Annotated in this window: 17 protein-coding genes and 3 pseudogenes; 8 read left to right on the plus strand and 12 right to left on the minus strand. The window is 68.7% G+C overall.

Going from position 1 to position 25102, the window contains the following annotated elements; genetic code table 11:
* Together C1A33_RS32135 and C1A33_RS32145 are read left to right on the plus strand one after the other, a co-directional pair.
* A partial coding sequence (locus C1A33_RS32135; RefSeq protein WP_207770596.1) for a sensor histidine kinase occupies window positions 1-1596 on the plus strand: 1596 nt, incomplete at its 5' end.
* A gap of 89 nt (window positions 1597-1685) precedes the next feature.
* On the plus strand, window positions 1686-4523 hold the full coding sequence (locus C1A33_RS32145) for an FtsX-like permease family protein (RefSeq protein WP_243408144.1): 2838 nt from the start codon (window positions 1686-1688) through the stop codon (window positions 4521-4523).
* A gap of 9 nt (window positions 4524-4532) precedes the next feature.
* Here C1A33_RS32145 and C1A33_RS32150 read toward each other — a convergent pair whose 3' ends face one another.
* The 4 genes and pseudogenes from C1A33_RS32150 to C1A33_RS32165 form a co-directional block, all read right to left on the minus strand.
* Window positions 4533-4913 carry a response regulator gene (locus tag C1A33_RS32150; protein WP_101836229.1) on the minus strand — a complete coding sequence of 127 codons (381 nt, stop codon included), beginning with the start codon at window positions 4911-4913 and terminating at the stop codon, window positions 4533-4535.
* A gap of 48 nt (window positions 4914-4961) precedes the next feature.
* A pseudogene (locus C1A33_RS32155) lies at window positions 4962-5674 on the minus strand (response regulator transcription factor).
* 178 nt (window positions 5675-5852) lie between these two features.
* The gene (locus tag C1A33_RS32160) at window positions 5853-6398 is read right to left on the minus strand and encodes a toll/interleukin-1 receptor domain-containing protein (RefSeq protein WP_341477285.1); all 546 of its coding nucleotides are present in this window, start codon (window positions 6396-6398) and stop codon (window positions 5853-5855) included.
* 136 nt (window positions 6399-6534) lie between these two features.
* The gene (locus tag C1A33_RS32165; RefSeq protein ID WP_101836235.1) at window positions 6535-7254 is read right to left on the minus strand and encodes an Eco29kI family restriction endonuclease; all 720 of its coding nucleotides are present in this window, start codon (window positions 7252-7254) and stop codon (window positions 6535-6537) included.
* A 211-nt stretch (window positions 7255-7465) separates the two neighbouring features.
* Between C1A33_RS32165 and C1A33_RS32170 the strand changes: the two genes are divergently transcribed.
* Window positions 7466-7903, plus strand: coding sequence for a helix-turn-helix domain-containing protein (locus C1A33_RS32170; protein ID WP_101836237.1), 438 nt, complete (start codon window positions 7466-7468; stop codon window positions 7901-7903).
* A 162-nt stretch (window positions 7904-8065) separates the two neighbouring features.
* On the opposite strand, the pseudogene C1A33_RS35470 reads toward C1A33_RS32170, so the two are convergent.
* The 7 genes and pseudogenes from C1A33_RS35470 to C1A33_RS32210 all read right to left on the minus strand — a co-directional run.
* Window positions 8066-8384, minus strand: a pseudogene (locus C1A33_RS35470) (IS30 family transposase); the annotation flags it as partial.
* A gap of 318 nt (window positions 8385-8702) precedes the next feature.
* Window positions 8703-9503, minus strand: a pseudogene (locus tag C1A33_RS32185) (IS5 family transposase).
* A gap of 248 nt (window positions 9504-9751) precedes the next feature.
* On the minus strand, window positions 9752-10351 hold the full coding sequence (locus C1A33_RS32190) for a hypothetical protein (protein ID WP_101836239.1): 600 nt from the start codon (window positions 10349-10351) through the stop codon (window positions 9752-9754).
* A complete protein-coding gene (locus C1A33_RS32195) occupies window positions 10348-12012 on the minus strand; it encodes a DEAD/DEAH box helicase family protein (RefSeq protein WP_101836240.1) in 1665 nt (554 codons plus the stop codon). The genes C1A33_RS32190 and C1A33_RS32195 overlap by 4 nt, the downstream gene beginning before the upstream one ends.
* Window positions 12009-14336, minus strand: coding sequence for an ATP-binding protein (locus tag C1A33_RS32200; protein ID WP_101836254.1), 2328 nt, complete (start codon window positions 14334-14336; stop codon window positions 12009-12011). The genes C1A33_RS32195 and C1A33_RS32200 overlap by 4 nt, the downstream gene beginning before the upstream one ends.
* A gap of 441 nt (window positions 14337-14777) precedes the next feature.
* Complete coding sequence (locus C1A33_RS37655; RefSeq protein WP_101836255.1) at window positions 14778-15599, minus strand: very short patch repair endonuclease; 822 nt, start codon at window positions 15597-15599, stop codon at window positions 14778-14780.
* Window positions 15600-15613: 14 nt separating this feature from the next.
* Entirely contained in the window at window positions 15614-16900 is a 1287-nt protein-coding gene (locus tag C1A33_RS32210; RefSeq protein ID WP_101836242.1) for a DNA cytosine methyltransferase, read from the minus strand.
* A 144-nt stretch (window positions 16901-17044) separates the two neighbouring features.
* Between C1A33_RS32210 and C1A33_RS32215 the strand changes: the two genes are divergently transcribed.
* Entirely contained in the window at window positions 17045-17914 is an 870-nt protein-coding gene (locus C1A33_RS32215) for a GIY-YIG nuclease family protein (RefSeq protein ID WP_101836244.1), read from the plus strand.
* 169 nt (window positions 17915-18083) lie between these two features.
* Here the strand turns inward: C1A33_RS32215 and C1A33_RS32220 are convergent, their stop codons facing one another.
* A complete protein-coding gene (locus C1A33_RS32220) occupies window positions 18084-19469 on the minus strand; it encodes an IS1380 family transposase (RefSeq protein ID WP_243408145.1) in 1386 nt (461 codons plus the stop codon).
* A 251-nt stretch (window positions 19470-19720) separates the two neighbouring features.
* Between C1A33_RS32220 and C1A33_RS32225 the strand changes: the two genes are divergently transcribed.
* From C1A33_RS32225 to C1A33_RS37785, 4 genes are all read left to right on the plus strand, one after another.
* On the plus strand, window positions 19721-20476 hold the full coding sequence (locus tag C1A33_RS32225; RefSeq protein WP_101836248.1) for a response regulator transcription factor: 756 nt from the start codon (window positions 19721-19723) through the stop codon (window positions 20474-20476).
* 149 nt (window positions 20477-20625) lie between these two features.
* Window positions 20626-22392, plus strand: a complete 1767-nt coding sequence (locus C1A33_RS32230) for a HAMP domain-containing sensor histidine kinase (protein ID WP_341477286.1) — start codon at window positions 20626-20628, stop codon at window positions 22390-22392.
* Window positions 22393-22481: 89 nt separating this feature from the next.
* Window positions 22482-24737, plus strand: a complete 2256-nt coding sequence (locus C1A33_RS32235; RefSeq protein ID WP_341477287.1) for an ArnT family glycosyltransferase — start codon at window positions 22482-22484, stop codon at window positions 24735-24737.
* Window positions 24674-25006: a mannosyltransferase YkcB-related protein gene (locus C1A33_RS37785; RefSeq protein ID WP_480014951.1), complete on the plus strand. Its 333-nt coding sequence runs from the start codon at window positions 24674-24676 to the stop codon at window positions 25004-25006. The genes C1A33_RS32235 and C1A33_RS37785 overlap by 64 nt, the downstream gene beginning before the upstream one ends.
* The last annotated feature ends 96 nt before the right edge of the window (window positions 25007-25102 follow it).

The raw sequence follows: 25102 nt of genomic DNA on the forward strand, positions 1-25102 counted from the left end.
CGTCCCGTCACGGCCCGTCCCGTCACGGCCCGCACCATGCCCACCCGTCCCGCCGCGGGCAGTGGGATGAGGCGGCTGCGGCGGCGCGCGGAGTGGATCCTGCTCGCGGGGGCCGACCTGGTCTGCGTCGGTCTGCTGGCGGTCGGCGCTCTGGTGGTGGCCGTGCTGGTGCTCGGGCAGACGCCGCGCGGTCAGACGGCCCGGATGGTCGGTCCGCTGCTGGTCGGCGCGGCGGCGGCGGTGCTCGCGGCGGCACCGGCGCGCCGGGCGCTGCGGGCGGCGGTGCACCGGGCGCTGCGCCGTCCCGGCCTGCCCGCGGACGATGCGCTGCGGACGTTCGGCGAGCAGGCCAGCCGGGGTGTTCCGTTGGCCACGGCGCTGGCAGATCTCGGCGACGGGCTGCGCCGGCAGCTCGCCCTGCGCCGGGTGGAGATCTGGACCGGCGCGCAGGGCCGGCTGACGGCGGCCGTCGGCGTCCATCCGCCCGCGCCGACGACGCTGACGCTCCTGCCGGCCGAACTCGACGCGCTGGCCCGCACCCGGGTGGCCGGCCCCGGCTGGCTCGGCCTGTGGACTCCCCGGCTCCTCGCCGAACCGGCCGCCGGGGAGCGTCCTCTCGACGAGCCGCGCCGCTGGGCGTCGCACGACCGCGAGGTGCGGATCGTGCCAGCGCGGGCGGGCGGCGTGGTGCTGGGTCTGGTCGTCGTCGATCGTCCGTCTGGCGCGGCGCCGTTCAGCGAGGCGGAGGACCGGCTGTTCGCCGAGCTCGGCACCCGGCTCGGCACGGTGCTGCACAACCACGAGCTCGACGCCGGCCTGCGCGACGCCCTCGACGAGCTGCGCCAGGCCAACGACGAGCTGCGCGTCTCCCGGGCCCGGCTGGTCGCCGCCGCCGACGCCGAGCGGCGCCGGATCGAACGCGACCTGCACGACGGTGCCCAGCAGTATCTCGTCTCCCTCGCCGTGGGGATCCGGCTCGTGCGCGACCTCGTCGCCGAGGACACCGACGCCGCCGTCGAGCTGCTCGGCGCCCTCGGCGAGCAGATCACCGAGACGATCGGCGAGGTCCGGGACCTGGCGCACGGCATCTACCCGCCGCTGCTGCGCTCCGCCGGCCTCGCCGAGGCACTGCGCGCCGCCGGGCAGCGTTCACCCGTCGGCGTCACCGTGCGGGCAGCCGGGATCGGCCGTTACTCGCCGGAGATCGAGGCGGCGGTGTACTTCTGCTGCCTGGAGGCGCTGCAGAACGCGGCCAAGCACGCCGCCGCGGGCACTGACCGGGCCGTCCAGGTGGTGGTGACGCTCGCCGAACGGCCCGACGCGCTGCAGTTCGGCGTCGCCGACGACGGCGTCGGGCTCGATCCCGACCTGGCCCGCGAGGGCCACGGCATCACCAACATGCGCGACCGCATCGGCGCGATCGGCGGCTCGCTGCACTGGGAACCCCGCGACCTGGCCACACCCGACGCCGACGCCGACGCCGATGGCGGTGCCGGTGCCGGTGCCGGTGCCGGTGCCCGTGCCGCTGGCGGTGGCGGTGGCGGTGGCGGTGTGGTGGTGCGTGGGCTCGTCCCACTCCCCTCGGTGCCTCGGTGATGGCGTTCCCACGTCGCGGACACCCGACAGGCGGGACGAGGCCTGGCCGGGAACCGCGAGGCGCGGTACCGATAGCCGCGGTCACGCTGGTGGCGCGGGTGGAGCTGCGCCGCCGTCTCGGTGCGCTGCTCGTCCTCGGCGTCCTCACCGGTGTCGTCGCCGGCCTGGTCGGGGGCACCGCCGGCCTGCTGCGGCGCACGGCGACCGCGCCGGCCCGGCTGGAACGGGCCTCGTCGCTGGCGGACCTGCAGGTCTCGTTCGCCCCCGATTCGGCCCTGGCCGGCCGGGTGCTCGCCGCCGTGCCCGGCGTCGTCGTGTCGTCGACGCTCCAGGCGATGGTCGGCCGGGTGGAGGGCCACGCCGCGGACGGTCGTGGCGTCATCTACCTCGGCGCTCTCGGGCCCGCACCCATAGCAGGTCTCACCGGCAGCTCGGCTTCGGGATTGCCGTCCACCTCGACGTTGACCCCGACGCCGCCCGGTTCAGCGCCGGCCCACGCGCCGGTGGTCATCCGCGGCCGGCCGGTTGTCGCCACCGCACCTGACGAGGCGGTGCTGCACGAGCGCACCGCCGCGGCGCTCGGCGTCCGTCCCGGTGACCGGCTGACGCTGCGGATGCTCACCCGTGCGGACTACCTGCGTTTCGACACCGGTATCGGCATCCCACACGGCCCGCTGGTAACCCTCACCGTGACTGGCCTGACCCGAATGGCGGGGCCGGGTGCCACCCAGACCCCGCTGTGGCTGTCGGCGGGGGCCACCACCCGGGTGCGTCCGGTCGGGCTGAGCGTGCGGATGTGGCTGCGGGAGTCGCCGCCGTTCGCCGCGGTGGACCAGGCTCTGGCTGCCGTGGCCGCGTCCCTTCCGCCGGAGCTGGGCGCCGACGAGTTCCCGCCACTGCTGGTGCACCGGCCCGCCACCGAGCCGGACACACGGGTCGCGGCGAGTCGGCAGGTGCTCGTCGCCGGTCTGCTGGTATTCGCCGTGGTGGTCGGGCTGGCCGGGCTGGTCGTCGCCGGTCAGGCTTTCGCCCGCCATCACGCGGCGACCGCGCACGACCAGCACGTCGAGGAGGTGCTGGGCCTGCCGGGAGTTGGCCGGGTCGCCGCCCGGGTGCTCGCCGCCGGCCCCGCGGCGCTGCTCGCCGGGCTGCTCGGCGCGGCGGGCCCCGCGATCGGCGGTCTGCTGGAACCGCTGGGTGCCCTCGCCTCCCTGGAGCCGCATCCCGGCTACGCACCGAGCCTCGCCGCGAGTGCCATCACCGGCCTGGCCGCGACCGCCGCCACCCTGATCCTCACGGCGGCGACCGCCACCCGCGCCAGCCGCCACGGGTTCGACAGCCCATCCTCGGCCGCCAACCCCGCGGGTGCCACGGGTGCCACGGGTGCCGCCAGTGCCGCGGATCCTGTCGCCGCAGCCGGCGCCGCCAGCGCGGCCGGTTCCGTCGCCGACAGCGGCGCCGCGTCGGCGCGCCGTCCGCGGGTGGGGGCGGCGTCGTTCGACGTCTCCGTTCCCCGCACAGCCACCCGCAGGCCGGTGCGTGCGTTGGCCAGCAGGTGCCCGGTCTGGCTGTGGGTGGGCGTCGTGTTCGCTCTGGGCCCGGCCGGCTCGCTGCCAGGCACTCCGGCCACGTCAGCCTCACCGAGCGGACGGGGCGCTCGCCGGCCCGCCCTCGCCGGGGCCGCGCTGGCGGTCACCGGCCTGGTCGCCGCGACCACGATCGCGGGCGGAATCGACCAGCTGGTCGCCAACCCGGAACGCTACGGCTGGCGCGGAGCCGACCTGCAGGTCGTCGACGTCCACCCCGAGGTGGAGGCACGGCTGCGCGCCGATCCGCACGTCGCCGAGGTACGCGTCCTCGCCCAGTCGACGGTCCTCGCCGGCCAGGACTGCGGCACGCCCCGCACCGAACCACGCCACGCCGCCGCTTCCGCCCCGACTGCCGCTTCCGCTCCGACTGCCGCTTCCGCTCCGGATGCGACTCCGAGTTCGGCGTCAGCGTCGACTCCGACTCCGACTCCAGCGACGGCGTTGGCGTCGGCGTCGGCGTCGGCGTCGGCCGCGGCTCGTGCTGGCGGCACGTGCCGCGAGCTCACCGCCTACAGCTTCGATGCCCCAGCCACCGGCCCGGCCGCGCCGAAGCGCGCCGCGGCGAACCGCATCGGATGGACGATGCTCGCCGGCCACGAACCACGCCGCGCCGGTGAGATCGCGCTCGGCCTCCGAACCGCCGATGACCTCGGGCTCGGTGTCGGAGACGTCGTCATCGTGGCTGCCAGGAGCGGCGAGCCACACCGGCTGACCGTCGTAGGCACCGGGATCGGACCTGTCCTCGGCGACGACCGGCTCGGTGACAGCGTGCTGCTGCCGGCCGCAGGGTTCACCGACCTCGCCCGCACCAGCCCCTGGCGCAGCGCCCTTGTCGCGGTGGCGTCCGGAGTATCGACGCGGGCGGCGGCCGCCTCGCTCGGCGATCTGGAGCTCGGCCTGCGCGCGCCACCCGCCGAGGTCGCGAACCTCGCCGGCATCGGACGTCTGCCGCACCTGCTCGGGGCGGCGCTGGCGATGCTCGCGCTGGCCGCCGTCGCCCACGTGGTGCTCGCCGCCGGCCGCGACCGCCGCGAGGAGTTCACGATCCTGCGTGCCCTGGGCTTCTCCTGCGTCCAGACCGCCGCCGTCGCGGTGACGATGTCCTGCGCGCTGGCGTTCCTCGCCGTGCTGCTCGGCATCCCGCTCGGCCTCGGCGTCGGCAGACTCGTCTGGTGGGAGATCGCCACCGCCACCGGCATCGCGACCGATCCGGCCTTCCCGGCCGGGACGCTCACCATCCTCCCCATCGCCGCGCTGGCCGCCAGCGCCCTGCTCGCCCTGGTCGCCCGACGCGCCGATGTCCGTCTCCACACCCTCGCCCCGGGACGCGAGGAGTGAGGAGTGAGGTCAGGCTGACGGCAGGCCGAATCGGTGCCAGAGGCCGCGCAGCTCCGCGGAGCCGAGATCGGCCTTGTGAAGGTACGGACACCCACTGGCGGCGACGGAGGACGGCAGGTCAGCACGGTCGTAGGTCGAACACAGGACGATGACGGCGGCCGGGTCCCTCGCCACGATCCGCGCCGCGGCACCCACCCCGTCCAGCTCTCCCGGCAGGTTGACGTCCATCAGGACAAGATCCGGCGCAAGCTCCCCGGCCGCAGCGACCGCCTCCGCACCAGACGCCGCCTCTCCGACGAGCACGAATCCCGCGGTGCGACGCACCACGGCCGCCGCCGCAAGCCGGAACGGCCGCTGATCGTCGACGACCAGCACTCGCACCTCGGACATGAGCCGAGTCTGTCCCCACCCGTCCGCGCGGCCCAGGGTGCGACCACCTCACTGCGGGGGTGTGGCCACCCTCCCATCGTCACTACCCGCCTTCACTGCCCACCGTCGTGCAGGAACATCAGGACCGCTTTGACCCGCCGGTTGAGATCCGGCTCGTCCGTCAGCCCGAGCTTCGAGAAGATCGCGTTGCTGTGCTTCTCCACCGCCCGTTCGGACAGCACAAGGCTCGCGGCGATGGCGGCGTTGCTCCACCCCTGCGCCATCTGCCCCAGCACCTCACGCTCCCGCGGGGTGAGCCGATCCAGCGCACTGCCACTACGCCGACTCCCCGCCGCGACCAGACCCTCGACCACCGCCGGGTCGATCACCGACTCCCCCGCCGCCACCGCCCGGATCGCCCGCACCAGGTCATCCACCCCGGCGACCCGCTCCTTGAGCAGATACGCCCGCCCGGCCGCACCTCCGTCGAGCAGCGCGATCGCGTACGACGCCTCGGCATGCTGGCTGAGCACCACCACCCCGACCTCAGGCCGCTCCCGCCGCAGCCAGGCCGCCACCCGAATGCCCTCATCCGTCCGCGACGGCGGCATCCGGATGTCCGTGACCACCACATCCGGCCCGACCCGCTCGACCGCCGCCTCCAACGAGCCCAGATCCGTAGCCGTCTCCACCAACTCGACCCCGTCGGCCCGCCCGATCATGGCCGCCAGCCCCTGCCGCAACAACGCATTGTCCTCAGCCAGCACAACCCGCACGACCACGAGCCCGACTCTAATCCCACAGCCGGATGGTTTGCCTCGTCCGGGCCGGCATCGATCGGCGCGGGCAAGGCATCCCCACCGGTAAGAGGGGTCCGGCGTGACCGCGAGACAAGGGGACCCCTGGCGAAGCTACCGAGGCTGCAACGACTCGCGATATCTGGGAGGATATTTCGGGTGGTCAGTTTGAATCTGCGGGCGGCGGGAAAGCGGGCTCCGCAATAGGCGGCGTCGAACGGTGGCGTACTGGGAATTCTGGCGCCGTAGTGAGCTTGACCCTACCGCTCAAACTGTGACCTACCTGGCGAAGAAGATGGTCCCGAGTAGCTTCTGGAGCCAAATCGTAAATATCAAAGTCGACTACGGTGCGCAACATTCCAGGCCGTTCGCAATCTTCAATACGCACCGGAAGTAGCTTCCGCGAAAACCCATCAGCATCGGCAGCGAGAACCGCCCGCCATTCCTGCCGACCATACACAGATCGCAGATAAGAATCGGAAAGAAGGGCGATCATTCTGCGCGGGTGAGAGACTCCCTGCTGCATCCCTAGCATCCAGTCAGAGCCAGGAACAAAATCCCAGGCCTGAATCAGTACTCGATAGCCCGCGTCTTCCAATTGCCACGCCACCCACTCCGCCCACTCTCGTCTGCCACGACTCGTCCGGAATGCTCGGCCGCCAACCCGAACGACAACGACCTGACCTAGCTTCGACATAGAAACCATCATCCCGTCACCCGCGCCACCAATTACTTTCCAGCCTGCACGCCACCAGTGATCCACTACCAAGCGAGAGGCACACGTCACTCGGAACTCGAGAAATCGGTTCAGGGTACAGACGGGAACGGGCACACTCCGCTAACAACTAATCATTATCGCCAAAACCCAACGGAGGAAGGATTACCGCATCAGATGATATTAGCAAAACATTTGCGAAATGCGCTAATACCAATGCCCGAACTTCCGACCGTGTAAACTTTGGCGTACCCGTCAGCTTCAAAACCCAAGGGCGACCAGGGTGAAGGATGTCCCAGAAAGATGGCCGACCATCATACCTCCCCGAACCCGGGACATGATTCCCAAACCCGTCAACGACCTGATTCCATACCGGACGGAAAGTCCGTATCATCAACCTCTCGGCAAGCGGAATAAATATTTCTTCCGCGACAAGATAGCGCACCTTGAAATGCTCAACCGAGAGATCCTCTGCGTACTCTAGAGATTCTCGATGTTCAATTACCCTCCCCCAAAGCTCTTTTGCCACAACAGACTCATCCGAAAGACCCTTCCGCGAGCCTTTTGGAACCGCCTTGCCAACATAGATTGGGACGCCGGTATCGGCTATCTGTTCATATATAGGATTATCGCCATCGTAGTAGATCACATATATTCCGGTTCCCAGAAATTCTGGAACCGCGCCTATCGGAACCTTATCTCGCGAGAGTAGTTCCGATTCCATTGAGCGCGCCAGCGCACTCTTTTCTAGTGGATTGAACGGCTTCGGAGCAGGGACAGCGGCACGAGTCCGCTTGCGGGCAGGAGGCACACGACTACCATAGTGGATCCGATCGTCGCATGAATGCATAGAGCGCTAGGTCATACCGACCGACCTCCCGCTCACGCCGCCCGTTGACGCAGGGCGGTCGTTACCGTCCGTGCCAGGACCCTCGCCCGGCGGGCAACCCTGACCAACACGCGCACACTCGTCGTCGAGGCAAACGGTGATGGAGAGGGCGGTCTCAGCTGATCAATGCATCAGTCCTGGTAGAAGGGTGATCTGCTGATCGGAGGGCTGGGTGCGGGGCGTTGAGTTGACTTTGGAGGATCGGGAGTCGATCTCCAGGGGGCTGGCGGAGGAGTTGTCGCATCGGGCGATCGGGAAGCAGTTGGGTCGTAGCCAGTCGGTGATCAGCCGTGAGGTGGCGCGGAACGGGGGTGACGCGGACTATCGGGCGGCGGACGCGCAGCGGCGGGCTGAGGAGAAGCGTCGCCGGCCGAAGCTGTTCAAGCTGGAAAGGGACCGGCGGCTGCATGACGCGGTCGCCGAGCGCCTGGCGGCCGACTATTCTCCGCAGCAGGTGGCGAACAGGCTGGCGACGGAGTTCCCGCACGACCCGGAGATGCGCGGGTCGCACGAGACGATCTATCAGACGCTGTTCGTGCAGGCCCGCAGCGAGCTGCGTACACAGCTGAAGCTCGCGTTGCGCTCGGGTCGCGTCGAGCGTCGGCCGTAGGGGTCGACACGGCCGAGGCAGGCCAGGATCGCCGGCATGGTCGGCATCTCCGAGAGGCCCGCCGAGGCCGCCGACCGTGCGGTGCCCGGCCACTGGGAGGATGCTCCCCCGGGTCCCGTACGACCGGTTCGCTGTACTCGGCGACCTCAACCCGTCAGTGCATCAACCGATATACAATAGTAGCAGTTTGTTGAGCTTCTCGGCGGGTGTCCCAGTCCAGTGTCTGACGCGGCCGTTGGTTGAGGAGGTCGGCGACGCGGTCGAGTTCTCTCTGTGCGTGCTCGGACAGATCGGTGTCTTTCGGGAAGTACTGGCGGAGCAGCCCGTTGGTGTTCTCGTTACTCCCGCGCTGCCATGGGGAATACGGGTCGGCGAAGTACACGGGGATGCCGGTGGCGACGGTGAACCGGGCGTGGTCGGCCATTTCGGAGCCCTGGTCCGAGGTGATGGAGCGGAAGAGGGCATCGGGGAGCTGGCGGACCTTCAGCGAGAGGATTCCCGCGACCCGGTCCCGCGTGGCGGCGGAGGCAGGAGGACGGGGCGCTGCCGCAAGGCGGGACGACGACGGGCGGATGGCCACCGCCGCGACGGTCGCCGAGCAGCCATCGAAACCAGCAGTCGGACGGCCGGCATGGACGCTCGGCATCCAACAGCGACAGCGGCATCGCGTCCCCGCGCCATGCGGCCAGTCCAGTGCCCGTTGGGGCCCAACGTCAGCCGCAGCTCGGAGTGGGCCCACCGATTTTGCCACGCCGAGTCCCATCAGCAAGCCACCTTCCGCCGCCACTTAGACCTGGTTTCAGAATGATCCTTGGAGTTTCCGTAGGCAGATGATCGAGCAGGCGAGGGTGAGGAATGCCTGGTGGAGGTCGGCGCGCTGTTCCCAGCGGGTGCGTAGCCGGCGGAACTGGTGCAGCCAGCCGATGGTGCGTTCCACGGGCCAGCGCTGGGTGCCCAGACCGGAGCCGTGAGGATGCCCGCAGCGGGCGATGATCGGGGTGATCTGGCGGAGGCTGAGCTGGCGTCGGTGGCTGTGGTGGTCGTAGGCCCGGTCGGCGAGCAGGTAGCGGGGGCGGCGCCGTGGCTGGCCACGACGGCCGCGGATCGGTGGGATGGCCTCGATCAGGGGGATGAGCTGGGTGACGGTTCCCGCCGGCCACGACGGCGGCCAGCGGTACTCCGGTCGCGTCGGTGATCACATGGTGTTTGCTGCCGGGGTGGCCTCGGTTGACGGGGCTCGGACCTGTCTGGGCCCCCGCATGTAACGCGTGGATGTGCGACGAGTCAACCAGCGCCCGGTGTGGGTCGAGCCGTCCGGCGGCATTGCACTCGGCCAGCAGCGTCTCGTGCAGACGCTGCCAGACCCCGGCCTCGGTCCAGTCGCGTAGCCGCCGCCAGCAGGTCACGCCCGACACCCCGAACAGGCCGGTCGGCAGCCGTCGCCACCGCACGTCGTTGCGCAGCACCCACAGGATGCCTTCCAACGTCGCCCGATCATCCACCGGCAGCCTGCCCGGATAGCGCAACCGCCGCCGACGCTGCGGCAGCAGCGGGGGGCCAGCCGGCTCCACAGCTCCTCCGTCAGCACCTCATCGCGCATGACACGGGAAATCTACCCGCCCAGCTCGGATGATCCCGGTATGGCACGCCGAAGTTGACCGATTATTGTGAAACGATCTCTTACGCGCTCCGCGGCGCAACCCGAGCGCCGCCCCGAACCATTCCGGCGGCATGACCTCGAACCAACCCGCGACGATGGCCCGCGCTCACGCTCGTCAGCAGCGCCGCAAACCCCACGTTCCCGGCCACGACGTCCAACGATCTAATCTGCGTCATCCATCCCGGCGCCTACATCTCCTCGAAATAGACGACCTGCACTCCGAGGAAATTGGCCACACGTCGGTGCTCTTCCCTTCTCTCAGGCGGCACCGGAGCGCGGAATGGGTCGACAACACAGATCGTCCATGGCCAAATCCCACCGTTGGACAGATCAAGGATCGCGGGCCACAAGAGGTGCTTGAGATTCGCCACTGGGCCAGCCACGAAGTGCCGCTCCTCGGTCTCGGTCCCGACCTCGCGGATCCTGGCGCGCATCGGCTTCTGCTGGATAGTCCCCGAGATGATTTCCCAGCCACGGCCGGCGGTTGCCGCGACCATCTGCTCGAGCGTCGCGGCCGGCCGCATCACGTACTTGGCGTACTTTCCCTCCCCGCGCCGCGCCCGCTCATACTCCTTCATCGGGCAGTCCTTCAGCCACGGTCGGATGTTGGATTGCTGCCCGACGAAACCGAGAAGGCGCCCGCCAATCTCAGGATCCTCCGTCCACTCCTGGTATAGACGGGTACGCTCGGCATCCTGAAGGTGCCGCCATTGGGCCTCGTCCGCTTTGGTGTAGATACGCGTGACAACGTCCTTCTCAAGGTCGCGCGGAATCTTATAGTCAGTCACAGGACTCCTCTCGGCAGAGGGAATTGAAGGCGGACCTCGTCCGCTGCGGTCTCAAGGTCGGCGGCATCCTTGATCCACATATCCATCAGAGTTCCGACCGTCTCATCCTGAAACTCGATCCGGGAGACGTACGGGAGTTCCAGGTGCTCGGTCTCCTCTGCCTGTAGCGTCCGGCGCAGATTGAGTACTGCGGCGGCTCGGCGGATGTCGGTCACGAAGTCGAGGACCTTCAGAGCCTTCTTGCCTGGACTTAGGCGCAGTCCTCGCCCGAGCTGCTGCACAAAAATCCTTCGGCTGTGGGTCACACGCAAGAAGGCGATCAGGTTCACGTCGGGTACGTCGACACCCTCGTTGAACACATCAACGCACGTAACCACCGGTACGCGGCCGAGGCGGAACTGGTTGAGAACGATATCACGATCCCGCTTCGGGAGACCACTATGCAGGTAGGCAGCGTTGACCCATGCGGGATCCGAGATCGCCAGGAGCCCAGCCATATGCTCGGCATGCTCAATCGTCTGACAAAACACGATGGCCCGAGGCTCAGTGGTCTCCCGCCACGCAATCCGAAAGTGTTCGACGATCTCCTCGTCACGTTGAGGCAGGAACAGGCGACGATTCAGGTCCTTGATCGAATAGCCATGACGGCTGATGTCCTGGACAGCGTCCCAGTCGACACCATCGGCGTACATCTTGTAGTCGACTGCCGACAGATAGCCCGCCGCCATACCCTCGGCGATTCCCATCTTAAAACTGGGGTGGCCGAAGCGGGTAGTGATGTCGAACTTGTCGCCACGCCACGGGGTGGCCGTGACTCCGAATCGCCCCGCAGTCGCACACAGATCAAGGAGTTCAGCAAATCTCCCGGTCTCGGCCACATGATGGGTCTCGTCGATCATGACGAGGTCAGGCTCATAGCCCGCGCGCGCAATGGACAGCGCTGATTCGACGGTCGCGATGACAACGCCATCGAGTTCCCGGGGCGTATTCTCGCCGGTAAGGAGATGGGTATTAATACTCTTCGGAAGGTGCCGCCACAGTGCCTTTTCTAACTGGCCGACCAGATCGCGCATGTGCGCGACGACCAAGACGCGTGCGTCCGGACGTGAGGCGAGCCGATGGCGAATCACCTCGCCGCCTATGACCGTCTTCCCCAACCCCGTAGCCAAGACCAGCAGCGCGGTCCCCTCCGTGGCCAGGTCACGCTCGATCGCGGCCACAGCCCGTTCTTGGTACGGTCTCAGAAGGTATGGAGTCGGCACGCGGTCAGGCATCCTCTGGCCGATGCCTTCGAGGGTGGCCCCGTGCCACAGGGTGATGTCGATACCGACTCGCGCCAGTGCCCGGCGTCGGGCCTCGGCCGGTGCGGTGATGTTCGTATTGGTGACCAGGACAGCCTTGTCGGCGCGGTAGTGGGTGCGGGCACGCTCGAGGTCGTCAACGCCTGCGTGATCGGCCGGGCCGTGCGCCTTCCACTTACTCTGGAAGACCCATTGCTCGCGGTGGCGGACCGCGAGCAGATCAGCTCCCTGATCGTGAGCGCCGTCGATGACACGCACGTCCTGAAAGCCCAGGTGCCATAGAGTCCGTTCGAGCGCCTTGGTCAACCCCTCTGGGCCACCCTCGCGTAGTTCGGCGGCGGTCAGGAAGGCGGCGTTCACTCCTGGCCCGCGAGTTCGTCACGCAGAAGGGCGATGCTCAGGCGCGCGCGCCGCAACTGCGGCGCGGTCGCCTCTCCGGCGAAGGTGCCGAGCGTCGCGACGTCAGCGAGGTAGCCCGTAACCCGGGTCAGGCTCAGGGCCTTCCCTGACGGGGAGGACACCCCGGCATATGGACCACGGAAAACGGCGCCGTCCAAGAAGGATGCCGGCATCACCTCGACGAGCCGGACCAAGGCCAGTGCGGGAGAGTGATGGACGAATCCGCAGTCCAGGCCGAGGCGGCTCACGAGATCGACACGTCCTGCGGCGATCATCGCCTTCTCAGTCGAGATCCTCTCTTCCTCGGAGAGATGATCGTAGGCCGAGGCGTGGCCGCCGGTCCGGTCGAGGACCTCGGCCAAGCGCGCCCTGATCTCCGCGAGGAGGTCACGGGCCTCCGCGCCGACATTGGTGCCGTCAAGTGCCCCATCCCGCAGGGACTCGGCTCGAATCTCGGCTACGAGCTGGGATAGGCTCCAATCGGACCGCGCGCGAACTTTTAGGATGGCCGCCAGCTCAATCAGGAGGAGGTCGGCGTAGTCCGAGCCAAAGCGTCGAAAGACGTCGTGCTCAGGATCGACGAGGGCGGTGAACTCATTGCCGGACCGTTGGTCAAGGAGGACTGGGACAGGAAGTCCGTTGTCGTCGAGAAGCCTCTCGCGAGGCTCCAAGAGCAGGGCCCGCACCTTGACGTAGCCAAGATCAGGATGCCCGTAAGATCGGCTCAGATAGGTGTGCACAGACGCCGCACCCTCGTATCGGGCGAGGCGTTCACCACGCGTCTCGGTCTCCTTTTGCGCGGGAAATACGGTCTCAAACTCCACCCGAGGCTGAGCGGCACCAGGGGCGGAGCCACCGGCCGCTGATCCGAGAGCGTCTAGGACCGCCTGCTCGTCAGCCTGGGCCGGCACGCTGTCCGCCGTCTTAATCTCGCTGCCCCGCTTCTTAATCTCTTCGTGCCGCAGGATCGCCTGCCACCAGCGCTCGTCGGTCTGAAACTCCGGGGCGCCCGCACGAAACTTCCGGCCCCAATCCCGGGTATCCACGTGGATCGGCCTTTGGCCGTCTCCGGGGACCAAGTAGCGCAGGCCCGCGTCGTTGCGGCGGAATCCCTTGAAGAGGTGAGCTAGCGGACTCGTATTCTCCTCGTAGCCGAGCTTGCTGGCACGCTGGGGGTGGAGCGGGCCGACGCCACGCAGCAGTTCCACGGCTGCGAGCCAGCTGCGGTCCCCGTATTCAAAGGCGTCCTTCTGATAGGTGACAGGGACATGGTCGAGATGAATCTCGCCTATGAGACGGCCGCCCTGATGGGCGAGCTCGACCGGATATTCAGGCTCTTCGTTTCCTGCCACACCGTCCGGGTTATTCCAGGTGAAGAGCTGCTTATCCCAGCGCCGAATCTTCCGGCCGTTGCGCAGGAAGTCGATTCCGTACTCAGTCTTGTCGAGGTAGCGTTGGACACCGAGCCAGCCGTGGATCCGACGCTCACGCACACTCAAGTTGCCACTACCGCAGACTGAGCAGACCTCACCAGAACCGATCTGCCAATCTCCGCAGTCCCGGCAGGCGATCCCGTCCTGAAGCTTCTCGTTGATCGGGATGTAGGCGGGAATCCGCTCCTTGCCATTGTAGAGAACATAGCGGTCATCACCCCAGTGACAGTGGCGAATCGGCTTGACGCGGTTCCCACCCACATACAGTTCGAAAGGGTGCTCGGTAAGGATCCAGGAGTACACTGATCCGAGGGTGCTCCGGAGCGAGGCGCCGTTTCGGCGCAGCCAGTCAGCCCGTGTCCTGTGTAGGCGATCGACTATGATCTTCGTGCCATGCAGAGATGGATTGTCCTTCGGCTCGGCGATGTCCGTCGCCTCAAAATCGTCCTTGATCTGGTCAAGGTCAATCTCGACGCCGATCCACTCCGTGTCGCCCGCACGGGTCGTGAGGACGCGGGTGCGCCGGCCAAGACGGGCGGTCGAGATGTTGAAACCCATGCCGAACAGGCCAAGCTTGTCGTGCATGTCGTTCCCGGACCAGCCAGCTCGTACAGCGCGCGCCAGCCGCTCGTACGACATGCCCTGCCCGGTATCACGGATCTCTATAATCCCGTTCGGAGAAGAAGGGAGGACCACTCTGACCTTAAAGCCGTCCGGCCACTCCGTCCCCGAGCGGATGATGTCGAGGAAGTCATCGAAGGGGTTGTCGACAAGTTCAGCCACACACTGCCACTCGTCGAAATCAATCTCACCCAGCATGCTCAGCACGCGGGCGGAGGGCGTGATCTTCACTCTGGCGGACGCCTCCTGGCGGGTCGGGGCCATCGCGACGGCCGCGGTATTCGCGGCGAAGGCGCCCGACGCTCACGTGCCGAGCGCCCCCAGTCGGCAAGCTGTTGCGAGAATGATAGTGCATCACCACTTTGACGAAGACGTGGCGGGGAGAGGAAGATCCGGGCGACGTCGGCGACGATCATATATATGGCCCCGCCGTGATGGTTACTTGGGATACTGTGGGGTAGGCATCGATCGTAGCTAGATTTGATGGGCAACCCATGTCTCGCCAACAGCCGTTGTCGGCGGCTCGCGACTGGCAGACCCAGAGCGGAACGGGCGGACGTGCACGGCAGGGCGCGACATGGGCGATCCCGCGGTGGACGAAGTTGACCGGGAGTTGGGATGGGCCAGCTCGTGCGCCGGCCACGCGGGCTGACCTGTACGGATACGCGCGCGCTACGTTCTTGGCGTATCGGCGCCCGCCTCTTCCGGTTTCGACTTCATGCCACCTGCAGGCCCAGAAGCCCTCCGTTCGGTTATGACATTCGCGATGCGGCTGGCTGCCTCCACCGGGTCCTCGTGCTCCCAGATTCGGATGACCAGCCAGCCGGCGGCGGCAAGCTCCGCGTCAGTGTCACGGTCACGTTCGCGGTTCCCGCTGATCTTCGCCGACCAGAAGTCGCTGTTCCGACGGGCGGGTCGATAATGCTCTGGGCATCCATGCCAGTAGCAGCCATCGGAGAAGACGGCTACCTTGGCACCGGGAAACGCTAGATCCGCGCGGCGGCGGAGGCCCATAACAGGCGCGACGTCGACGCGGTAGCGGAGACCGAGCCCGCGAACAGCGGCTCGTAGTGCGAGCTCGGGTTTGGTATCTCTGCTTCGATTGGCTTTCATCACGGCCCGTACCGCCGGTGAACTCGCCCAAGAGCTGGGCGCGGCGTCGAGGGGGATGACGAGTTCTCGATCGATCGCCGTACACCATGCTGATGCGAGGTTTCGCGTCCTTGTGTTCTCCGATACCTCGCCGAGATATCGGACACGTGTCCGCCCGCGGTCTGACCATCGCAGGTACGCGCGGATACGGCGGGTCTTGGAAAATACCTTCAGCTCAACCGACGCCCTGGCAGTTCGGCCGTCGCCGAGGTCGACGAGGCGCCGGTCATGGCCGCCAGCGGCTCGGTCTTGTTCGGCCGTACGCGCTGCGCGATCGAGGCCGGACCTGCCCTTCCACGCGCGAGCGGGCGGCGAGTCCTGCTTCCAAGATCCGGACTCCATGGAGAGCCGGCTGGTCACTTTCGCTCGGCCTCATCAAGCACGGACGCGACGGCTTCGGCGAAGACTTGACCAAGTTTGACGGGAACGGCGTTACCAAGCTGGCGCATCTGCTCCCCGCGTGGCCCAGCCAGCTTCCAGTGATCGGGGAACGTCATGACCCGGGCGGTCTCGCGAACCGTCATGTAGCGGTGTGACGTATCGTCCAACAACAAGACCGACTCCCCGCCGGGGACGCCATGGACCCCGGCTTTGACGGTCTTGGCCGGCCGGTCGAGCTCGTTAGGGGTGTGACCTGGATAGATCCGGGCGTTAGGCCATCCGATGTGATCATTGATCACGTTTTTGTAGTGATCCACCCGATCGAGCTTCACGGTGCGCGGCAAGGGGCACTGTCCGTCGATGCCCTCGAGCGCGTCCCGCAGAGTACGCCAAGGCAGCGGCTCATCCCCGACCGGCAGTCCGGCCGGTCGAGACGAGATCCGGGCCATGACCCTTCTCCTGACACTCTCAGAAACGCGGCGATGCCGCTCCCAGTATGAACCATCGAGTATCGCCTTGTGAAGGCTCGCCTCCGAGTACCTAGGCCACACCAGCTCTCGGAAGCGGGAGCGATCGACACCGACGTCTCGACGGAACGCAACGATGATCACACGTTGGCGGATCTGCGGAACACCGTAGTCCGCGGCGTTCACGGGGAAGTGCTCGACGTCATACCGCTCATGAGGATCACCGGACACGGCCGCAAGCATGCGCCGCAGGACGTCGTCGTGATCATGCCAGGAGCCGCCATCCGCGCGCCTCACGAACGGCAACGCTAGTTCCCGCTTGATGTAGTCGAAGTACGGCATGAAGGACGGACGCAGCAGTCCCCGGACGTTTTCGCAGATCACGGCCTTGGGCTGCATCTCGCGGATGGCTCGAAACATCTCTGGGAAGCCGTTGCGTCGGTCCTCGTCGCCTCTGGCGACGCCGCCCAAGCTGAACGGCTGGCACGGCGGCCCTCCAGCAAGGAGGTCGACCACGCCCCGGAGATAGTCGAACTCGACCTTGGCCACGTCACCGACCACCAAGGGCGGCCGCTCTCCCTCGACCGGGATGGGTGGCGGTCGCTCGCCGTCCATTTCGTGTCGGACGGCCATGTTCTCCACCAGCGTCTCACAGGCGCGCGTCGCGAACTCGTTGAGAAGCAGCGGACGAAAGCCCGCCTCTTTGACCGCCATGGCGAGTCCCCCGCCACCGGCGAACAGCTCGACGCTTGTCCTCCCCTTGGGCGTGACCTGCGAGCTCTCAGGGATCACCATACACAAAGCATACCGCGGAGTTGTGGATCTTGAAAGGGGGGTGGCGCCTGCGACTGGTGCAGGCGGGGCTCTTGAGACAGCTCCAGTCCGGCCTCTGGGATGATCGGCACGACCCAGACCGCACGACATCGAGGAGGGGTCCGAATGACGCTGGGTTCGGTCGCCGAGTTCAAGCTGAGCATCACCAAGGCGCTGGCGGACCAGCTCGCCGAGGCCTTGGACCCACTGGAGCCTTGCCCACTCAAGTCGGAGAATCTCAACCAACTCCAAGACCGGCCGGGCGTCTACGTCCTCTTCCTTGACGACAGCCGGGTCTACGTGGGCAAGACCGCGAAGGCGCTACCCGAGAGACTCTCGCAGCACCTCAAGAAGATCTCCGGCCGCTCCAAGCTGTCGCTCGACCGGATGGGATTCGTCTGCGTGTACGTCGACAAGGACATGGATTCCATCGCGCCCGAGCGCATGCTCATCGCCCGGTACACCTCCGCCGGAGACGTACCGTGGAACAATAACGGGTTCGGCAACAAAGATCCGGGCCGCAGGCGCGATCACAGCCTGGTGAAGATCAATCACTTCGACGCCGACTACCCCATCAATCTGGACATCCCCGCCCTACTCCTGAACACCCGGACGTCCGTCTCGACGACGCTTGCGACGTTGAAGAAAATGCTCCCGTTCAACTTCCGGTATGACACTGGCAACAAGGGGAAGTCAATCATGAAATCCTCATACGTCACCATCCCGTCTACGGCCACGACCTTCCGATCGGTGATCGAAGAGGTCATTCAGGCGCTCCCTGCGGGATGGCAAGCCACCGCCCTACCTGGCTACGCGATTCTCTACAGAGAGGAGGATGACGTCGTGTACCGGAGCGCCACAGGATGGTGGCGGAAGTCGCTAAAGGATGACGCGGTATGGCACCCCGGCCCGTCTCAACGTGATTACTCACAAGAGCCGATCCCCTCCGACGCCGAGATCATCCCTGACGTCGAGTCACCCGACGACGACAGCTAACCTCGATCTTTCGCCAGGTGGTTGGGTCGGTTTGTCGGTTGTCCCGCCCCGTTTTTGATGGTGAGTTGTGCCGTCGGGGTGTGCGGGGTGGCCCGCTGTCGCGTGGGCTGGGGCGCCGGTTCACGGCCGGGGATGGTGCGAGGTTGTCGGGGCAAGGGCGGCCGGGTGGCTATCCGGGGTCGGGTAGCGCGCGCGGGGTGGTCAGGGCTTGAACGGCCAGTGCTGGCCACCGATGGTGCTCGGGCAGGTGGAGCACGGTGTGTCGTGCGTGGCGGGCGAGCCGTCCGGCGATGGTGAACAGCCTGTGCCGTAGGCGTTTCGGTTCCCAGCGGCGGGCGGGGTGACCAGCCAGGGCGAGCATCTGGGTCCAGGCGAGCAGGTCGAGTGCGAGGGAGACGACGGCGCACCAGACCCTGTTCTGGGTGAAGTCGTGCGGGGGCAGGTTCGCAAGGCCGGTGTCCTTCGCGGTGCGGATCCGGTCCTCGCAGCGGGCCCGGCGGCGGTGACGCAGTTCCAGGTCCGCGAGCTGGCCGCGGTGGGTGTTGGTCGCGAACGCGGTGCAGCGGTTCCCGTCCGGGTCGACGATCCGGAGCTGGGCGCCCGGATGCGGGCGTTCCTTGCGCACGAGGACCCGCATGCCTGCCGGCCAGCCGGACAGGTCCAGCAGCCCGGTCAGGTCGGCGACCCACGCGCCGTCGCGGGGCTGCCCGTCCGCGTTGTAGGCAGGTGTCCACGCCTCGGGAGGAACCTTCGCGATCAGGTCGGCCGCGGTGTCGGGCAGGGTGAACCCGACCGAGTAGCCCAGCCGGCGGCGGTGCAGCCAGTCCAGGAACGCGTGCGTGCCACCGCCGCTGTCGGTCCGGATCAGTACCGACCGGCTCCGGCGCAGCCGCCGAGGTAGTTGCGGGAGAGCTGCGGTGGCCACGGTGATGTGGTCGGCGGCGGTGTTCGCCCCGGCGTTGCCGGGTCGTAGCAGCACTGCCAGCGGCTCACCTGAACCGTCCGGGCCGTGATCGGCGAACGCCCACTGCGGGTGGAACCCGAACCCCTTCTTCCAGGCCCGGTCGGCGTTCTCCTTCTCCGAATGAGCGGTGACCAGGGTGGCGTCCAGATCGATGGTCAGCGGATCGTCGGCGGATACCCCGGCGTGCGGGGCGTGCGCGCCGGCCAGCTCCCACACCCGGGCCCGAGCCGCCGCCCGGGCGGTGTCGATCGCTTTCAGCGCCTTCTCGGCGTCGCCGGCGAGCCGGTCGACGGTGCGGGACACGGTCGGGTCCGACGCCACCGGTCCGAACACGGCTGGTTCCGCCCGTAGCAGCGACACGTCCGCGAGACAGTCCCCACCCAACGCCAGCGACAGCGCCAGATCGCACAGCACCGTGCCCGGATCGTGCACCGCCCGACCCGGCCGCCACGGCGCCAACGCCGCCGACAGCGCCTGCCCGAGCCCGCTGGCCCGGACCGTCTCGGCCAGCAGGAACCCGCCCGCGTGCGACACGACTCCACGCCCAGCGACATCCACGCGGACAGACGGGTACACAGCGGTAGTCTTCACCGCGAAGGTGCTCCTCGGTTCGGCGGGATTCAGGCCCTCAGTAAGCCCGATCCTCCCAGGCCAGGAGCACTTTCCTATTCCCAGAACCCCAACAGACGATCACCCCGGTGAAAGCCCGAGGCTAAGGACCGGTCGGATGCACTGCTGTGGTTAGCGTACAGCCAGGTCGGACACCTCACACGCCACGCTCACAGGAAGTTCACAGCTGGGGCTCAGGCAGCGGCTAGGGGATGTGGGGGAGGCTGTCCTGCATGCAACCGGTGCGGGTACTCGTGGTGGACGACGAGATGACGCTGGCGGAGCTGCTCTCCATGGCGCTGCGCTACGAGGGGTGGGAGGTGCGCAGCGCCGGCGATGGCCGCACCGCGCTGCGGCTCGCCCGCGAGTTCCGGCCGGACGCGGTCGTGCTCGACATCATGCTGCCCGACATGGACGGGCTGGAGGTGCTGCGGCGGCTGCGGGCGGAGAGTCCGAACGTGCCCGTGCTGTTCCTCACCGCCCGTGACGCCGTCGAGGATCGCGTCGCCGGACTGACCGCGGGGGGTGACGACTACGTCACCAAGCCGTTCAGCCTGGAGGAACTGGTCGCGCGGCTGCGCGGGCTGATGCGGCGGGCGGCGCGCAGCGCGGAGACGGCGAACGGGGCCCGGCTCGTCGTCGGTGACCTGACGATGGACGAGGAGAGCCGTGAGGTCGAACGGGACGGCGTGGCGATCCACCTCACCGCGACCGAGTTCGAGCTGCTGCGCTTCTTCATGCGCAACCCTCGCCGCGTCCTCAGTAAGGCACAGATACTCGACCGGGTGTGGAACTACGACTTCGGCGGTCAGGCGAACGTGGTCGAGCTGTACGTCTCCTACCTGCGCAAGAAGATCGACGTCGGCCGTCCACCGATGATCCACACGATGCGCGGCGCCGGCTACGTGCTGCGGCCCGCCGAGCCTCGCCAGCCGGTCGCCGGTCCGCGCCGTGACGCCGCCTCAACCGCCTCGGCAACAGGAGGCTGATCTCCTTGGCCGCCGCCCACCCCGTTGACGCGGCGCGCGCCGGGACCGCCGACACGTCCGGTGGGTCCGGTGGGTCCGGTAGGTCCGGCCGCGGGCGGCGGGCGGGCGGCGGATCATCGGGCCGGCAGTTGGCGCCGTCCCGGTGGTCGTTGCGGACAAGGCTGATCGCCCTGCTCACGGTGCTGCTGGCGACGGTGTCGCTAGCGATCGTGTTCGTCACCGCGGTGGCGCTGCGCGGCGTCCTGGTCAACCAACTCGACCGCAAGCTCGATAACGCGGGGATGCGGTGGCAGCGCGTCACCCGAGCGTTCGGCGACTACCTTCCCGGCCAGGCACCGCCCGAGATCGGCCCCGGCGCTCCCGGCGGTGGACCTGATCCCGGGACGGGTTATGGATACGGCTACGGATACGGGTCAGGCGCGGGCTCCGGCTCAGGCGTCGGTTCAGGACGGCGATCAGACGTGGACCCGGGGTCAGGCGCGGACTCGGGGTCGTCGGGGAGCGTGCAGCCGACCTCCCGGACCAACGCGACGCCCGCGGTCTCCGTCGGAACCCTCTACGGGGTCAGCGAATCCGAGGTCGTCGACCGGTTCTTCACCGGGCCGATGGAGCCGGGCACGCTGGCGGCCGTCATCGACGACACGGGCACCTATGGCAAGGTCCTCGAGTCCCTCGACGGCGCCAAGGCCCTCACCGTCGGTCAGGCCGCCACGATCGCCGGCGTCCCCCTCGACGGCGCCAAGTACACCCGCAGCGTCGGCGCCGACGAGTACCGCCTGGTCGCCGTCACCACAGAGAACGGCCTCACGCTGGTCACCGGGCTGCCGATGAAGCAGGTCAACGCCACACTGACCAAGATGGCGGTGATCGGCGGCATCGTGGCGCTGGCGGGAGTGGCCGCGGCGGCGATCGCGGGGACGGCGATCGTCCGGGTCACGCTGCGCCCGTTGCGCCGGGTCGCGACGACCGCGGGCCGAGTGGCGGAGATGCCGCTGGACCGCGGCGAGGTGGCACTGTCCGTCCGGGTGCCGGAGGTCGACACGGATCCACGCACCGAGGTGGGCCAGGTCGGCGCGGCGCTCAACCGGATGCTCGGGCACATCGACAACGCCCTCGCCGCCCGGCACGCCAGCGAGACGCGGATGCGGCAGTTCCTCGCCGACGTCAGCCACGAGCTGCGCACCCCGCTCGCCGCGATCAGCGGCTACGCGGAGCTCACCCGCCGCACCCACGAACCCGTCCCGGCGGACGTCACCTACGCGATGAGTCGCGTCGAGTCGGAGAGCGCGCGGATGACGGCGCTGGTCTCCGACCTGCTGCTGCTCGCCCGGCTCGATTCCGGACGGCCGCTGGAACACGAGGCGGTCGACGTCTCCCGGTTGATCGTCCATGCCGTCAGCGACGCGCACGTCGCCGCGCCGGACCACCGGTTCGCCCTCGACCTGCCGGAGGAGCCCGTCACCGTCACCGGCGACGCGGCCCGGCTGCACCAGATCCTCGCGAACCTGCTGGCCAACGCCCGCTCGCACACCCCGCCGGGCACCCAGGTCACCGCCAGCCTCGCCGTGACGGACACCGAGGCCGTCATCGCCATCGTGGACGACGGCCCGGGCATCGCCCCCGACCTGCTTCCCCAGGTCTTCGAGCGGTTCGCCCGCGGCGACAGCTCCCGGTCCCGCGCCGCCGGCAGCACCGGCCTTGGTCTCGCGATCGTCGCCGCCGTCGTCGAGGCCCATCACGGCCGAGTCGAGGCCACCAGCCGTCCCGGCCGCACCGCCTTCACCGTCCGCCTTCCCCGCGCCATCCCCTATGGGGCCGCGCCCACCTCGTCGTCTGACGCACCGGCTCTCACCGCCGGCGCGTCATCGGCGGGGCAGCCATCCGATGCCGCGGGAGCGTTCGGCGCGGGCGTCTGACCGAGGAGGCGGCGTAGCTGTCGACCTTCACAGGCAGCGCACAGGTGGAGCACAAGGAGACGAAAGGTCAACGGCCGAGGGTAATCCTCATGTCGCCCATTCTCACCGACCCGGTGCCGCACACCGGGGGTCGTCGCGCCGACGGGCAGCGCCGCAGGATGCCGTGGTCCAGGACTGATCCCGCTCCGCCACCCGCCCACGACGCCCACGACGCCCACGACGCACCCACCGAGGCCGGGCCGGCCGCGACCGACGCGCCGCCCGGCGAACCTCGCGCCACCGGGCGGGCCGCCGACCCCCGGTGGGTGCACCCGGCGCTCGCGGTGCTGCTCATCGGCACCGCGGTGCTGTACCTGTGGGACCTCAGCGCCTCCGGCTGGTCGAACGCCTTCTACGCGGCGGCGGTGCAGGCCGGCTCGGTGAGCTGGAAGGCGTTCTTCTACGGCTCCTCAGACGCCGGCAACTCGATCACCGTGGACAAGCCGCCCGCGTCGCTGTGGGTGATGGCGCTCTCGGCGCGGATCTTCGGGTTGAACTCGTGGAGCCTGCTCGTCCCCGAGGCGCTCATGGGCGTCGGCTCGGTGGCGCTGCTGTTCGCGACGGTGCGCCGGGTGCTGTCCGCCCCCGCCGGCCTGATCGCCGGCGCGGTGCTGGCGCTGACCCCGGTGGCGGCGCTGATGTTCCGGTTCGACAACCCGGACGCGCTGCTGGTGCTGCTGCTCGTCGCCGGCGCCTACGCGACGCTGCGGGCGATCGAGTCGGCGAGCACGACGTGGATGGTGCTGGCGGGCGTGTTCGTCAGCTTCGCGTTCCTGACGAAGCTGCTGCAGGCGCTGCTGGTCGTGCCGGTGTTCGCGCTGGTGTATCTGGCGTGCGCGCCGACGACGTTCTGGCGACGGGTACGCCAGACGCTCGCCGGCGGCCTCGGGCTGCTCATCCCCGCCGGGCTGTTCGTCGCGATCGTCGAACTGGTGCCGGCGTCATCACGGCCGTACATCGGCGGGTCGCAGCACAACAGCCTGCTGGAACTCACCCTCGGCTATAACGGCCTCGGCCGGCTCACCGGCAACGAGACGGGCAGCGTCGGCGGCGGAGGCGGCGGGCGCGGCGGCTTCGGGCGGGCGTTGCAGAACGGCGTGACGGGCGGCCTGACCGGCGGCGGCACGGGCACCGGCGGAGGTATCGGCGCCGGAGCCGGCATGGGCGCGGCGGGTGCGGCCGGTGGCACGACCGGGGTACCGAACGGCACCGGCGGCGGTGCCATGAACTTCATAGGCCAGGGCGGGCCGGGCGGCGGCGGACCTGGCGGTCGCGGCGGCGGCATGTGGGGATCCACCGGCTGGACCAGGATGTTCGGCGACGAGGTCGGCGGTCAGATCGCCTGGCTGCTGCCGGCCGCGCTGATCCTGATGGTCGCCGGCCTGTGGATCACCTGGCGGCGGCCGCGCACCGACCGGCTGCGGGCGGCGTTCGCGCTGTGGGGCGGCTGGCTGCTCATCACCGGGATCATCTTCAGCCAGATGAAGGGCATCTTCCACGCCTACTACACGGTCGCCCTCGCCCCCGCGATCGGCGCCCTCGTCGGGATGGGCGCGGTCCTGCTCTGGCGGGAACGTCGCCACCCTGCCGCCGCGCTGGCCGGCGCGGTCACCATCGGCGTGACGACCGCCTGGTCGTACACGCTGCTCAACCGCGCCCCCGACTGGCACCCGTGGATCCGCTACGCCGTGCTGGTCACCGGCATCGTCGCCGCGCTCGGCTTCCTCGCCGGCGTCCGGCTGCCGCGGCGCGCCGCGCTCGGCGTCGCCGCGGTGGCGCTCATCTCCGGCCTGCTCGGCCCCGGCGCCTACGCGGTGGCGACCGCCGGCACCCCGCACACCGGCTCGATCCCCTCGGCGGGGCCCGCGGGCGGCGTCGGCTTCGGTGGCCCGGGCGGCTTCATGCGCCGCGGCAACGGCGGCTTCCCCGGCCTGGGCGGCCAGATGCCGAATGGCGCTCGGCAGGGCACCGGCCAGGGCCAGAACCAGGCGGGCGGCCAGTTCCCCGGCGCAACCGGCGGCGGCCTGGGCTTCCCCGGCCGGGGCTTCCCCGGCGGCCAGGGCTTCCCCGCGGCCAAGGCTTCCCCGGCGGCACCGGCCAGGGCGGCACGGGCACTGGCCAGCAGGGCGCCGGCGGCCAGACCGGCACGCGCGGCGGCGGCATGGGCGGCCTGCTGGACGCGGCGACGCCGAGTGACGCGATCGTCAAGCTGTTCAAGGAGAACGCGTCGTCCTACACCTGGGTGGCCGCGGCGGTCGGCTCGAACAGCGCCGCCGGTTACCAGCTCGCCACCCGTGAGCCGGTGATGCCGATCGGCGGCTTCAACGGCAGCGACCCGTCGCCGACGCTCGCCCAGTTCAAGCAGTACGTCAGCGAGAAGAAGGTCCACTACTTCATCGGCGGCCGTGGCTTCGGCCGACAGAACGGCGGCAGCAGCGACTCCAGCAGCATCGCGAGCTGGGTCGAGGCGAACTTCACCGCGAAGACCGTCGACGGCGTCACCCTCTACGACCTGACCGCCCCCAAGGCGTCGACGACCAGCACGTCCGCCGACACCACGACGCGCACTGCCTGATCCCGCGGTCGCACCACCGGCCGTGCCGCCCGACCTCGTCCCCTGGTCGGGCGGCACGGCCGGTGTTGCGCCCGCGGGATCAGGCAGTGCGCGTCG

The sequence above is a fragment of the Frankia canadensis genome, assembly GCF_900197875.1.
Lineage (GTDB): Bacteria > Actinomycetota > Actinomycetes > Frankiales > Frankiaceae > Frankia > Frankia canadensis.

What these genes read in the sequence shown, in the direction of transcription:
- C1A33_RS32150 (WP_101836229.1), bottom strand. Translation starts at nt 4,913, where the DNA reads ATGTCCGAGGTGCGAGTGCTGGTCGTCGACGATCAGCGGCCGTTCCGG.
- C1A33_RS32215 (WP_101836244.1), top strand. Translation starts at nt 17,045, where the DNA reads ATGACGCTGGGTTCGGTCGCCGAGTTCAAGCTGAGCATCACCAAGGCG.
- C1A33_RS32165 (WP_101836235.1), bottom strand. Translation starts at nt 7,254, where the DNA reads ATGCATTCATGCGACGATCGGATCCACTATGGTAGTCGTGTGCCTCCT.
- C1A33_RS32210 (WP_101836242.1), bottom strand. Translation starts at nt 16,900, where the DNA reads ATGGTGATCCCTGAGAGCTCGCAGGTCACGCCCAAGGGGAGGACAAGC.
- C1A33_RS32235 (WP_341477287.1), top strand. Translation starts at nt 22,482, where the DNA reads ATGTCGCCCATTCTCACCGACCCGGTGCCGCACACCGGGGGTCGTCGC.
- C1A33_RS32225 (WP_101836248.1), top strand. Translation starts at nt 19,721, where the DNA reads ATGCAACCGGTGCGGGTACTCGTGGTGGACGACGAGATGACGCTGGCG.
- C1A33_RS32160 (WP_341477285.1), bottom strand. Translation starts at nt 6,398, where the DNA reads ATGATGGTTTCTATGTCGAAGCTAGGTCAGGTCGTTGTCGTTCGGGTT.
- C1A33_RS37655 (WP_101836255.1), bottom strand. Translation starts at nt 15,599, where the DNA reads ATGGAGTCCGGATCTTGGAAGCAGGACTCGCCGCCCGCTCGCGCGTGG.